Genomic DNA, 14,256 nt, shown 5'->3' on the forward strand with positions numbered 1-14,256 from the left:
TTCTTATCCCCGCTCTCTTCCCAGCATAAAGAGCGGAAGAGTTACCGTTTTTTCCTCCGCCTGTACAAGCCGCCACTGCCGAATTCGATGATTCCAGATCAGATAAGCAAACAGCATATTAGTCACACTGACGATAATCATCGCATATCCAGCACTAATTAAAGACATGCCCAACTGAATAAACAAATATTGAGCAGCTAAGGTCACACCTACGCCTGCCGCATTAATAATTAACTGAGCTTTAAATACTCTTGCAGCCGTAAGCGCAAAACCGAACAAGGAAGCTACACATCCGATTACAGCTCCTAGCACCAGCAGAATTAACAAATCGTAATATGCGTCATAACCGCTGCCATACAGCAGACTCAGCATCCATTTGCCTGCGACTGCAATTATAATCATTGCAGCGACCCCCATACCACTGATGACATACATGGACTTGTTAAGCACTGACTTTACCGTGCCTTCATCGTGCTGTGCCCACGCTCGTGACAAACGCGGACTTACGCTTTGACCGAGCGAGGACACCACAGTTGTAATGGCAACCGTGACATACAAGAGCGCTGAATAATAGCCTAATGCCTCATGTCCATAAGCATCTGCAATCAAGTATCTTGGCACATTGGCTTGAAGAGACACCAGCATCATGACAATTCCGAGCGGCCAGCACTGCTTGATTAATCCCCACCATTGAACAGGCGAGCTGCGCCATTTGAAGCCTTTAAGACGTACGGCTCGCGGCCAATCATACAGCATCAGCAGTAACATCCAGCTGCCCGCATATGCCGCCAACGCTGTTGCAAGCTCCCCTGCATAATAATAAGTACCCCCAAACACCACAAGAGAGACGATTCCCCGCATCATAAGCGAGCTCCCGCTCCAGTCCATCTTTTCATGCTGCTGCCACCAGCCGTACAAGACGTCACTGATCGCTTCGAAGAACTTGGCTGCTCCCATCAGTATGATCGCGAGAGCCGCCGTGCGATCAGGCAAGTAAACAGCTGCAAAACCTGCTACAACCAGTAGAGCCATGCACGAACTGACAATACGCAAGCTTATGTACGCCCCCGTAGGATGGTGCTTTGAAGCATCCGTCGCAATGACACCTCTGAGCTGTAGATTCGCAAGCATGAATACAGGCGCGCTGATTGCGAGCGCCAAGGAAAACAAGCCGACATCCTTTACAGAACCCATGCGAGCCAACACAACCAGCATCCCAAGTTGGCAGGCCGCGTATACTACATTTCCAAGCAACGTCCATGAGAACAATCGAAATACAGATTTTTGCTTATGCGCAAGCTTTGACAAGCGAGCTTGATCTCGCTGCATTTGTCGTGTGCGCACACGCGATATACCTTCTGTCTGTGATTCCATCTCTGTTCGGCTCCTTCTTTACACCAGCGACAGCTGTTTTTCTCCCACTTCTGTTACCGTCTGCTTATCCTTCGCTTCGTACTGAGCCATCTGATAAGTAGGCACCAACTGCCTAAGTCCCTCACGAATGATTTGATCGCTGCCGCCAAGCGCCTGCTCCAACTTAATAAGCTGCATATCAAGCACAAGCTTCGGAATAATGGATGGTTTGCCGATAAAGATGCGCTCATGCATGGTTGAGGTTAGACCTTCTTCGTCGGTTAGCAATTCTTCAAACAACTTTTCACCAGGCCGAATACCTGAGTATACAATTGGAATATCTATTTCCGGTTCATAACCGGACAACCGAATAAGCTGTCTGGCAAGATCCACGATTTTGACCGGCTTGCCCATGTCCAGGACGAATACTTCACCGCCGTCAGCAAGTGCTCCAGCTTGAATAACAAGCTGCACAGCTTCGGGAATCGTCATAAAGTAACGAATCATATCGGGGTGAGTAACCGTTACTGGGCCTCCAGCCATGATCTGTTTTCTAAAGTGAGGAATTACGCTGCCTCTGCTGCCTAATACGTTGCCGAATCGAACAGCTGCAAAAATCGTACTGCTGTCTTTGCTAAAGCTCTGAACGATTAATTCAGCAATTCGCTTTGAAGCTCCCATGACACTCGTCGGATTAACTGCTTTATCAGTAGAGATAAGCACAAATCGCTCTGCGGCATAGCGGTCAGCACATGATGCCACGTTGCGCGTCCCTATTATGTTGTTCTTGACTGCCTCAGCAGGATTACATTCCATAAGAGGTACATGTTTGTGCGCCGCCGCGTGAAATACGATTTCTGGACGGTATTCGTTAAATAATTGGTCCATTCGTGACATATCCTGAACATCCGCAATAAGAGTCTCGATTGCCATATGCGGATATTTTTGACGTATCTCGTTCTCGATCAAGTAGATACTGTTCTCACCATGGCCCAACATCAATAAGAGATTAGGCTGGTGCAGGGCAATCTGCCTGCACAGCTCAGAGCCAATCGAGCCACCAGCGCCCGTAATCAACACCGTCTTTTTAGTTACATAGGAAGCCGCCTCAACTAGATCCATCCGTATCGGATCCCTGCCAAGCAGTTCTTCTACATCAACTTGTACGATATCTTTAATGGATAGCTTGCCTAAAATAACATCATTCAGATGAGGGACAACCCTCACTCTGGCCTGCGTCTTCTTGCACATCTCCACAATAGGCTCCAATTCTTCCGACGATGCCGAAGGAATGGCAATAATAATGTCATCGATGTGATGACGATCCACCATCTCGGCAATGTCATGCCTTGAACCTTCCACTTGAATGCCATATACACCGCAATGCAGCTTCGTCCTGTCATCATCCACGAAGCAAATTGGCTTCAATCTTGCAGACGACTGCTGCATCATTTCTTTTACAATTAAAGCACCACAGCTGCCAGCGCCGATGATCATCGCATTGCGGGTAACCGCTGCATCGTCGACTTGTTGTTTTATGACATGTCCTCTCAGCATGCGCCAGGTAAATCTTACTCCTCCAACGCCAAGCAAAAGCGTCTCAAAGGTCCAGAGCATCGTGCTAAATGAAATTTCACGGTCAACGAACAACCAGGTCCCCGCATAAGCTAGAAATATACCAAGACCGAGCGCTTTGATTAACGAATACATTTCCCCAATGCTCGCATATTCCCATACTCTGTTATACAATTTGAAGCCGTACAAACAGGCGATTGACAACACAATAGCCAGAGCACCAAACGACAAACTTTGAATACGGTATTCGATCATCCATGTCGAACCGTATTTTAAATAGTAGGCGAGAATTGTGCTCATACCCGCCAATAATGCATCTAAACACATGAGAACGGCTATTCGCTTATAGGTTTGCATCTCATCTTTCCTCTCCTTACTATTAAAACGTACAGCTATGCCGCGTTAAGACACCTGTAGCACATGCCTTGCGGCATAACTCTACTTTTAATAAAAAAACGTTCGGGCATCTAACCCGTCCTCACACCGCACCCTTGACGAAAACGTCTAAGGCTCACCATTACCCACAGCGCGGCCGAGTATCTCCGATGATAAAGGTACGGGAGATATCACCTGTCTTCTACCGGTATCCCACCAGATGAAGACTGCGTTATTTACTTTTTATCCTCTACTCGTCCATACTTCAGCTCACTACGATTCAGTAACAAGCAACAACAATATCTCGATCCTCGTCAAATGATGGACATTCAAATTCGTTCACTATCTCGATTGGCTGTAATATTGATTCCAACTGCGATTCCATCGTTCTTCTGCCCCATTTAGAACCGCCCCGAGAATGTTGGCATTTACACGCTCCAATTGTGTACGTGTCTGATTCAGCATCTTGGCTGTCGTCCTACCGGACTGCACCACGATTAGTACTCCTTCGCAGCGCGAAGCGATCAGCTTGGCATCGTTAAACAACAGTACAGGCGGTGCGTCAAACAATACGATGTCGTACGCTGCTTTTGCTTCCTCTATTAATAGATCAAAGGACTCAGAGGCAAGCATTTTGCCTGGATCGTCCAACGCTTTGCCTGCGCTTAACAGCGTAAGGTTACGAACCGAAGTCTCTTCCCCCGCTTCACTTGGATGTGTCCGTTGCATGAGTACTTGTGACAACCCTTTACTGTTGCCCGTATCAAATACATCATGGAGCTTGGGTTTACGCAGATCACCATCAACAAGCAGTACACGTTTGCCTTCAATGGCAAAGGCTATTGCCAAGTTGCATAACGTGGTCGTCTTTCCCTCACCTGGCCGTGCAGACATCATGCCAATTACGCTTGGCGACCACACTTCATCGTCACGCTGCATGTATTGGAGTTGTGTACATAACGAACGATACATCTCTCCTATAGGGGATAAGGGCTGGTACTCCATCGTGCGGGCGAATTTACTGCTGTGTCGTGACATACGTCTCTTTCCCGCCCTTCACTTGATTGGTGTTGACGCGCACGGACTTGCCCACCATCTTCAAATGCTTGCCGCGCATTTTTGGGATATAGGCTAATGTATTTAGCCCTGATGCTTCTGCAATATCTTCCTCGCTGTAAATGCCCTCATCAAAGAAATAAATGACAAAAGCAAGTGCAAATCCAAGCACAAGCGACAACATGGCAGCCACAATGATGTTCATCATCTTGTTAGGCTTAACAGGTGCTGGCAGAACTGTAGCATCTGCCGCTGTCAGAAGAGTTACGTTGTCCACTTTCATGAGCTGAGGGATTTTCTTCACGAACAATCCCGTTACTGTGTTAGCAATTTTGGCTGCAAGCGCGTAGGAAGAATCCTCTACCGTTATCGTTACAACTTGCGTTTCATTCATGGAAGATACTTTAATCATGGATACCAATTTGTCGAGTGTATAAGGAATATCTGGATTGTTTTGAATGACATCGTCCAGTATCCAGTTCGTGCGGATTAATTCCTTATAGGTTTGGATCAATTTAATGTTGGCGTTAAGATCGTTGATGTTAATACTGCCTACACCCTCAACATCTTGTGTCTTATTGACAATAAATTTGGTAGATGCCTCATATACAGGTTTCAGGACAAAATAGCTGTAATAAACGGAAAATCCTATCCCTAACATCAGCACACAACTGATCAACCATTTACGCTTCCATAGGATCCGGATCATATGTTTAAGGTCTAATTCCACGATGCTTCTTTGCCTCCTTTTGATTAGGTATTACCTTTGTCGAGCCGGATCTAGATTAACCAAGTAACAAGCTCGCGCTTTATCAGCTTTTCTGCGTTCTGCTGCATCATCATCGCGTATGCAGCAGAAATATGTTGTTCCACAGCAGCGTAGCCTTCTCGTAAATTAAAGGAGCGTCGCTGTAAACAATGCGCGTCGGAAGCTAGGAAATGTGCACATCGCTGTCGAATTAATTCATATGCGGTGCGCATCGTTTTTCTTCCATAACCGCCTAACAGAGACATCGATGTAATTTGATACATTACTCCTTGTTCCATAAGAGCTATTGCTACATTGGGATTGTCCATTATGATCCGATGACGTTCAGGATGGGCGACAACGATACGCCACTGCCGCTCCTTCATCCACTCCATAAACTGCGGAAAGTAATCCGGAATATGATCGTTCGGCCATTCCACTAACAAGTATTGGCTCTCCCCAAGCGGCTGAATGTGGCCCATTTGATACTCCAAGTCATAATCGGAGGTTAGTCTGAACTCTTGTCCCGGCAATACATTTACGTGAATTCCGTGCTTATCAAAGAGCTCATTTAAACGTATGACCTGAGCCTTTATCTGCTCAGCACCATTTCGATAGTTAACGGAATGGTGCGGGGTGGCAATGAGCGTACGGATACCTTGGCGTGCAGCCTCGTGCCCCAACCGCAAGGCATCAGCTGCATGTTTTGGCCCGTCGTCCATTCCCGGGAGCACATGGCAATGAATATCAATCATCTATGCAGCACGTCCTATCCTGTGTAGCAGATCGTATAAAATGAAGTGCGAGATTGCTCGAAATGATGTAAGATATGAAGCATAACCATGTTATGACGTATGAAAACGAGTTCTGCTTGTTGATAATGCAATTGTGGATAGCGAGCGGTACATGTGGTGTATCTTTTTTTGCTGCGGCATCATGTTGATTAATTTTTCATTTAATAAGCGAAGCAGCAATCGTTTCTCATTGTGATTAAGCTGCCATCGAACCGAGTATTCGTACATTCCCTCGGTTAATTGGCTCCATACTGGACAACCATCTATGGACAGACATACATCTTGAAGTTCAAATTCAAATCGTAGCGAGTAATCCGTCTCTTCTTGAAGCGGCAAATTCAAATTGGACAGCATTCGAAGTCCCCCAGGACTAATTGCCGTGATCAACACTTTGCTTGTCTTGACAGCCTCTATTCGATGTTGGTTAATGTGTGAGATAGACATGGAGGCGATAATCGGATTATGAAGAGCGATGCGAAGACTCATGGTGTAAGGAGGATTGTTGGCACCCATATTATGAACCCCTGTAAATGCCTCTATAGGCAGTATATGAATTTACGAATGACTAATGCTTATTTTGCCACTTGTGCAGCATGAATTTTCTAGGAATCAACCACCACGATACTATTTGTTTCGACAATACTTTTTTTCACTCTTTGTGATACAATATGTAACCTCCGACTCCTTTAATTTACGATACAAAAAGTATCGTGTCAATCGTTTTTTGTGTTACTTATGTGAATACTTACTAATAATACGCTTTCATAGATACATTCTGTTACTTTGATGTTTGTTAAGAGCGCACCATCTGATTTAAGGTGTTTGAAGGAGGCTGTTACTCATGAGTACAGGTAATCGCATTGCAGAGCTTAGGGAAGCTAAAGGATGGACTCAGGAAGATCTTGCAGCCAAATTAGGGATTACTCGCGCCGCATTGTCCCATTATGAGAAAAATCGACGTAAACCTGATTTTGAGACATTAACTTTGTTGGCGGATTGCTTTGAGGTGTCCATTGACTTTTTGGTAGGTAGAACCCTCATTCCAGATATGATCCTGTCTGAACCTGTTCGTGCCTTTGCAGATCAACTAGAATTGTCCGATGAGGATATGCTGCAACAATTTCATTTAACAATTGATGGTCATCAATTAACCGAAGAAGAAGCCAAGCGATTTATTGCCTTTGTGCGTGCTGAGCGATTGATGCGTTAGGCATGACTGGAAATGTTATCGATTCAACTTCAGAAAATAACCGCCTGGCTGGCGCTATGGCTGCAGCACAAATAAACCGTGAAGGGCTTGCAGCCCCTCACGGTTTCTCATTGTCCTTCGTAAATTGTTACTGTCCACCCATCTTTAGTCTTTTCGATGTTTCTCCAAAATCGCCTTAATATGATCAGGAGCTTCTTCTATCGAAATGCCCAACTGATCCATGACTTGAATAATATCCAGTGTAATATGGGAACGAAGCTCATCTGGAGATTGAGCCTCCTTATGCTCGCTGAGGATATTGGCCCGTTTCTTATCTTCCATCTTTATTATTACCCCACTTCACGTTATTTGTACACATTTGTGAGATTTGTCATGGATGCGTGAGACTTACCTTATTATATCGTATCTTTATGAGGTAATCTGTCGGACGATGGAGATACTTACTAGGACTTCAAATTCTATTTTTGTCGAAACTAACATCAATTTTATGAATAGTTGTCATAATATTGGTTTTTTTCCGCTCTAACGTTACTTTTTTGTAAATAGGCATGCAACAGGAAACTGACTGTTGCCACTACAGCAATCGCAGCGGACACGCTCATCACAGCATGGAGTCCCCCGCTGTCATAAGCCGCACCTAAAGCAACTGGTCCTATCATTCTGCCTATGGAACTGATCCCACCTGCAACCCCCATGTAAAACGGAGCATTTCGACCAGCCCTCGCTGCCAGAAAGGCAGGGACAGCGGGTGATACAAGCATTTCCCCCAACGTGGCAATAATCATGGCTATAATAAAGCCGTTATAAGTCGGGAGAAGCAATATAACAACGTAAGCCAGGCCATAAAGCACTGCACTCCATGTTAGCTGTGAAGTGACCGGTTGGGCGATTGTGCGCTTCATCCACGATGTTATCGGTTGCCCCACAAAAATAAGAATACCATTTAACGTCCACAGCCAGCTGTACATCTTCATTTCCATACCTTGATCGGTTATGTGAGGGGCAACACCGCTCCCCCACAAGCTGTTCGCCATCCATATCATCATCGATCCTACAGATAGGAACAAATACAAGCGAACATTTCGTAATTGATCCCAAATCGTCAAGTCTGGAATCGCACCTTTATCAGGCATATGATCCAATTGGGTTCTTGCTCCCTTAACTGACGGAGTAGAGCTTGCCTTCACCACCGGGGCTGCCTCTTCCTTCATATGCTGCAAGAAGTAATAAAAAAAGACCGCAAATGCTGCCGACGTGCCTGCATTTAGAATGAAAGTCAAATTAAATGAGATGTCAGCCAAAATTCCGCTTAAAGCCGTTCCTAGGGCCACACCAATATTATTGGCCACGTAAACCACATTAAACAGCTCGTCCCGCCGATCTGCCCAGCGGAACCCAATGAAAGATTGAATAGCTGGCTGCGATAGATTGCCTGTGAATCCGATAACAAACATCGTCGCAATGTATCCCCACCAACTGGAGTAAGCGGTTACGACTAAGGAGGCTTGAAATACCGACGTTACAGCCAGAGCTCCTATTAATAACTTTCTGACACCAAACTTGTAATAAAGGGACCCTCCGGCAAATTGTCCTAGAACGCTGCCTAGCATTTGCATCATAATAACAAAGCCAGCTTCTGCTAACGAGCGATTAAGGACTTGATGCACAAAAATAGTCGTTAGAGGCCACATGAGGGCGGCACCTGTCGAATTAATCATACTGGCCCAAATAAATACGTTCATCTCACGTGTATAGCTGCGAAACATACCCACTGGAGAATACTTCATATCTGTGATCACCGTCTGTCCGTTTGAAATGAAGCATATGTAACACAAAGAACCTCATCCCCAGGTTCGATATATGCTTGTATCGGCTAACTCTCAAAAAATCAACCATTACAAGTATATATCGTAGCCTAGGGTTAAGGTTCGTTCAAGGAATATTTTCGCAGTCTCTTCAGAACAGTTCATATGACAGAGACAACAATATCTACAATGTGGTCAAATTAACATTCTTAATTGCCACCAACTCGACTTAGCTCTCGCATATTGGCTTCAAATGCGGCCAATATCGCATCATCACCAACTAAGCCTTTTGCTTCAACCTTTGCAATCTGTTCCAGCATCCGCTTGTAATCCTTCGGTATGACACGTACGAACTGAGACAGCTTCGTCTCCCAATCCGCCAATATTCGGCTTCCGACAGCACTCTCCGTATGTTGAACGTGCTTCTCAATCATTTGCTTCAAATAAGCCTGTTCCTGCTTATCTTCGACGCGCTCCAGGAGCACCATCTCCAGATTGCAGCGATTCACAAATGAATTGTCCGTATCCAAAATATAAGCTACACCACCCGACATTCCCGCTGCGAAGTTGCGGCCGGTCTGCCCCAACACAATAACTCGCCCGCCGGTCATGTATTCACAACCATGGTCGCCCACACCTTCAACAACCGTCTGCACACCTGAGTTTCGGACGGCAAAGCGCTCGCCTGCTATACCTCGAATAAAGGCTTCCCCGCTTGTTGCACCATAGAATGCCGTATTCCCGATTATGACGTTGTCCTCTGCGGCGAAAGTTGCCTTCGCAGACGGCTTCACAATAAGCTTCCCGCCGGACAGTCCTTTGCCGACATAGTCGTTGCTGTCCCCCTCCACCGTCAACGTCATGCCACGCGGCACAAAGGCACCAAAGCTCTGGCCTGCCGACCCGACAAAGTTAAAGCGAATCGTATCCTCAGGCAAGCCGGCTGCTCCGTACTTTCGTGTGACTTCGCTTCCGAGAATCGTGCCAGTGGCGCGGTTGACGTTCGTAATTGGGAAGCTGCCTTCGACAACGATGCCGCTCTCAAGCGCAGCCTGCGCTGCAGGAACGAGCTTCTGAATATCCAGTGTCTCTTCCAGCAGATGATTCTGCTCACGAACTTTAATCCGAGCGGAACCTTCCGGCAGCTCCGGCTGGTGCAGAAGCGAGGACAAGTCCACATGCTTCGCTTTCCAATGGTCAACCGCTTCTTTTACATTCAAGCAGCCTGTCTGACCAATCATGTCATCCATCGAGCGGAAGCCCAACTCCGCCATAATCTCGCGCAGTTCCTCTGCTACAAATGTCATAAAGTTCACAACGTGCTGCGGATCACCTTTAAAGTTCTTGCGCAGCTCTGGATTCTGCGTGGCTACGCCTACCGGACATGTATCCAACTGGCATACACGCATCATAATACATCCAACTACAACGAGCGGCGCAGTGGAGAAGCCGTATTCTTCAGCACCTAACAGCGCTGCAATCGCCAGATCACGACCCGTCATCATCTTGCCATCTGTCTCCAACTTCACGCGGTCACGCAAGTTGTTCAGAATGAGCGTCTGATGGGTCTCGGCAAGGCCAAGCTCCCAAGGCAAGCCCGCATGGCGAATGGAGCCTTGCGGTGATGCACCCGTCCCGCCATCATATCCGCTGACGAGGATAATGTCAGCGCGGCCTTTCGCAACGCCGGCTGCAATCGTGCCGACTCCGACCTCGGACACAAGCTTAACGTTAATCGACGCACGGGGATTGGCGTTCTTTAAATCATAGATCAGCTCTGCCAAGTCCTCGATCGAATAAATATCATGATGCGGCGGAGGCGAAATTAAGCCTACACCTGGCGTAGAGCCACGCACTTCCGCAACCCAAGGATATACTTTTCGTCCTGGGAGCTGTCCGCCTTCTCCGGGCTTCGCCCCCTGCGCCATTTTTATCTGAATCTCTTCTGCATTCACCAAGTAATTCGAGGTTACACCGAATCGACCCGATGCCACCTGCTTGATTGCGCTGCGGCGCCAGTCGCCATTCGCGTCCTTCACGAATCGTGCTGGATCTTCGCCGCCCTCACCCGAATTCGACTTACCGCCGATTCGATTCATCGCGATGGCTAAACTCTCATGCGCTTCCTTCGAGATGGAGCCAAATGACATTGCTCCCGTCTTGAAACGTTTGAAGATCGAGGAAACACTTTCCACCTCATCAAGCGGAACAGCCGGGCCGATCGGCTTCATCTCTAACAACGAGCGCAGATTGTTGTTATGATTATACTCGCCTAATACGAGATTAGAGTACTTCTTATAAAGCTTATAGTCACCTTTACGGCAAGCTTCTTGCAGCGTATGGATCGTCTGTGGGTTAAACAGATGCTCCTCGCCGTTCTTACGCCATTGGTAATCTCCACCTGAATCGAGTTCTTTATCACGGCCCTCTTGGTCCGAGAATGCACGATTATGGTAGCTGAGTGCCTCAGCGGTAACTTCCTCTAGGCCAATGCCGCCGATTCGCGATGGCGTCCACGTAAAGTACTCATCTACGAACTCCGGCTTCAGGCCAATTGCTTCGAAAATCTGAGCGCCACGATATGATTGAACGGTTGAGATTCCCATCTTCGATAGAATCTTCACGACCCCTTTAGTTGCTGCCTTAATATAGTTCTTCACAGCCTTCTCATGGGAGATGCCGCGCAACAAGCCTTGGCGAATCATATCATCCAACGTCTCGAATGCCAGATAAGGGTTCACTGCACTTACCCCATAACCGAGCAGCAATGCATAATGATGGACTTCGCGCGGTTCGCCTGATTCCAGCATCAGGCTGACCTTCGTACGTGTCCCTTGCCGGATCAAGTGATGATGCAGGCTCGACACAGCAAGTAATGCTGGAATGGCGGCATTCTCAGCATCAATGCCACGGTCAGACAAAATAATAATGTTATGTCCCTTGCCAATAACACGATCCGCTGCTTCGCACATCATCTTAATTGCGGCACGCAATCCTTCTGCTCCAGCAGATGCCGTGAACAAAATAGGAATCGTGATGGATTTAAAGCCAGGTCTGCGAATATGCCGCAGCTTTGCAAACTCCTCATTTGCAAGCACAGGCGTCGCAAGCTTAATGTGACGGCAGCTCTCCGGCTCTGGATGAAGCAAGTTGCGCTCCGGCCCAATCGTTGTGCCAGTCGCTGTCACGATCTCTTCACGAATCGCATCGATAGGCGGATTCGTAACTTGAGCAAATAATTGCTTAAAGTAGTTGTACAAACGTTGAGGACGGTCCGACAGCACAGCGAGCGGCGCATCGTACCCCATGGAACCGATCGGCTCCATGCCGCTCATCGCCATCGGTTCCAGTGTCTTGCGCAAGTCTTCGAACGTGAAGCCAAATGCCTGCTGACGCTGCTGTACATTCTCATGCTTCGGCTCGATTACCTCAGGTGCTTCGGGAAGATCCTCCAGACCAACGAGATGCTCATCGAGCCACTGCTGATATGGGTTCTCCGCTACGATCTGCGCCTTGACTTCCTCATCTGATATAATACGGCCTTCCGCCGTGTCGACAAGTAAAATACGTCCTGGACGCAGACGATCCTTATATAAGATACGTTCTGGTGCGATATCCAGTACGCCCACTTCCGAACTGAGTACGATCAGATCATCCTTTGTTACATAATAACGTGATGGACGTAAGCCATTTCGGTCAAGTATAGCGCCTATTTGTATGCCGTCCGTAAAAGCCATAGCCGCCGGTCCGTCCCAAGGCTCCATCATCGTGCTGTGGTACTCGTAAAATGCTCGCTTGGCCGGATCCATACTCTCATGGTTGGACCATGGCTCAGGTACCATCATCATGGCTACATGTGGCAGCGGTCGCCCTGACAAATACAAAAATTCAAACGTGTTATCAAACATTGCCGTATCCGATCCATCCGGGTTAATAACCGGCTTGATCTTCGCCAGTTCCTCTCCAAATATGTCAGACTGGCATAACGTCTCACGTGCGTGCATCCAGTTTACATTGCCGCGCAGCGTATTGATCTCACCGTTATGAATCATAAAACGGTATGGATGGGCACGCTCCCAGCTAGGGAACGTATTGGTGCTGAAGCGAGAGTGAACAAGCGCAATAGCCGATTCAAATGCTGGCTGCTGTAGATCAAGATAGAAGTGCCCTACTTGTTCTGTCGTCAACATCCCTTTGTATACGATCTTGCGGCAAGACATAGAGGGAATGTAGAAGGTGTCCGCTCCAGCTTCGCCAGTATAACGAATGGCCTGCTCTGCCCGCTTGCGAATTAAATAAAGCTTACGCTCAAATGCGAGATCTTCCTGAATGTCCGCACTGCGGCCGATAAACACCTGACGCACATAAGGTTTAACAGACTTTGCAGATTGTCCCAATGTTTCATCATTTGTAGGTACCGTACGATATCCGAGAAAAAGTTGTCCTTCCTCTTCCACGATACGACGCATCGCTGCCTCGTGACGTTCACGCAGCTCTGTATCTTGCGACATAAAGAGCATGCCCACACCGTAACGACCAGCTTCTGGCAGGTCCACATCATGAGCCTTCATCTCCTGTACAAAGAAACGGTGCGGAATCTGCAGCATAATGCCTGCTCCATCCCCCGTATTCGGCTCACTGCCTTGACCTCCGCGATGCTCCATACTGACCAACACGGTCAACGCTTGACGAACGATATCGTGGGACTTCTGTCCTTTGATATGAGCGACGAATCCCATACCGCAAGCGTCTTTCTCATACTGCGGGTCGTATAATCCTTGCTTCGTAGGTATACCGTATTGTTTCATTGGGAAGCAACCTTTCTATATGTTATTTAATTCAGGTATGTCCGATATTTATAATTATTCATTTTAGTTATTATATCATTTTAGCACCGTACCTATTTGGTGGCAATTTATTATTTTTATGGAGCCGATAACTTTTCTTTTTATTACGAGTTTCCAATAACAGCAATATTCGCTAAAATTCATAAGAAGCCCCGTCCACAAAGGGATATTCAAGTTTGTCCTCCCTATTGTGGGCTTGCATTTTTCGCATACTTCTATAAGTTAATACAGCACACCAACAAAGAAAACGCATTCATGAATAATTGTATAATTATACGTATTTATGAATAAAATTTTGTGTAGAAAGCTACAAATATTCATCCGATAAGTCTAAATGATTCCTCTCTACTCCTCCTACCCAGAACAATCTGTACATCACAAAAAACGCAGCCTCCATAAGGAGGGCTGCGTTAATAGTTGGGGTCAAAACCCCTCTTATCGTTGAATCTATTATCTTTCTACTACGACTATTAAAAATTCTTGCCTATACGAA

The 14,256-nt window shown here is 46.8% G+C and carries 10 protein-coding genes; 1 reads left to right on the forward strand and 9 read right to left on the reverse strand.

From position 1 onward, the window contains the following. Positions 1-3: 3 nt before the first annotated feature. The 6 genes from MH117_RS16405 to MH117_RS16430 form a co-directional block, all read right to left on the reverse strand. Complete coding sequence (locus MH117_RS16405; protein ID WP_239330142.1) at positions 4-1,374, reverse strand: lipopolysaccharide biosynthesis protein; 1,371 nt, start codon at positions 1,372-1,374, stop codon at positions 4-6. A gap of 18 nt (positions 1,375-1,392) precedes the next feature. Beyond that, entirely contained in the window at positions 1,393-3,285 is a 1,893-nt protein-coding gene (locus tag MH117_RS16410; protein ID WP_239330145.1) for a polysaccharide biosynthesis protein, read from the reverse strand. Positions 3,286-3,645: 360 nt separating this feature from the next. Next, complete coding sequence (locus tag MH117_RS16415; protein ID WP_239330148.1) at positions 3,646-4,341, reverse strand: CpsD/CapB family tyrosine-protein kinase; 696 nt, start codon at positions 4,339-4,341, stop codon at positions 3,646-3,648. After that, entirely contained in the window at positions 4,322-5,089 is a 768-nt protein-coding gene (locus tag MH117_RS16420; RefSeq protein WP_239330151.1) for a YveK family protein, read from the reverse strand. The genes MH117_RS16415 and MH117_RS16420 overlap by 20 nt, the downstream gene beginning before the upstream one ends. A gap of 50 nt (positions 5,090-5,139) precedes the next feature. Continuing rightward, positions 5,140-5,862: a tyrosine-protein phosphatase gene (locus tag MH117_RS16425; protein ID WP_239330154.1), complete on the reverse strand. Its 723-nt coding sequence runs from the start codon at positions 5,860-5,862 to the stop codon at positions 5,140-5,142. A gap of 90 nt (positions 5,863-5,952) precedes the next feature. Further along, positions 5,953-6,414, reverse strand: a complete 462-nt coding sequence (locus tag MH117_RS16430; protein WP_239330157.1) for a hypothetical protein — start codon at positions 6,412-6,414, stop codon at positions 5,953-5,955. Positions 6,415-6,742: 328 nt separating this feature from the next. Between MH117_RS16430 and MH117_RS16435 the strand changes: the two genes are divergently transcribed. Further along, complete coding sequence (locus tag MH117_RS16435) at positions 6,743-7,111, forward strand: helix-turn-helix domain-containing protein (protein ID WP_239330160.1); 369 nt, start codon at positions 6,743-6,745, stop codon at positions 7,109-7,111. Between the two features lie 144 nt (positions 7,112-7,255). Here MH117_RS16435 and MH117_RS16440 read toward each other — a convergent pair whose 3' ends face one another. From MH117_RS16440 to gltB, 3 genes are all read right to left on the reverse strand, one after another. Continuing rightward, entirely contained in the window at positions 7,256-7,432 is a 177-nt protein-coding gene (locus tag MH117_RS16440) for a hypothetical protein (protein WP_239330162.1), read from the reverse strand. Positions 7,433-7,596: 164 nt separating this feature from the next. Beyond that, entirely contained in the window at positions 7,597-8,898 is a 1,302-nt protein-coding gene (locus MH117_RS16445) for an MFS transporter (RefSeq protein ID WP_239330197.1), read from the reverse strand. Positions 8,899-9,125: 227 nt separating this feature from the next. Continuing rightward, positions 9,126-13,724 (reverse strand): glutamate synthase large subunit, encoded by a 4,599-nt coding sequence (gltB, locus tag MH117_RS16450; RefSeq protein ID WP_239330200.1) that lies wholly within the window; start codon positions 13,722-13,724, stop codon positions 9,126-9,128. Positions 13,725-14,256 lie beyond the last annotated feature (532 nt).

This window comes from Paenibacillus sp. ACRRX (assembly GCF_022346885.1).
Taxonomy (GTDB): Bacteria; Bacillota; Bacilli; order Paenibacillales; family Paenibacillaceae; genus Paenibacillus_B.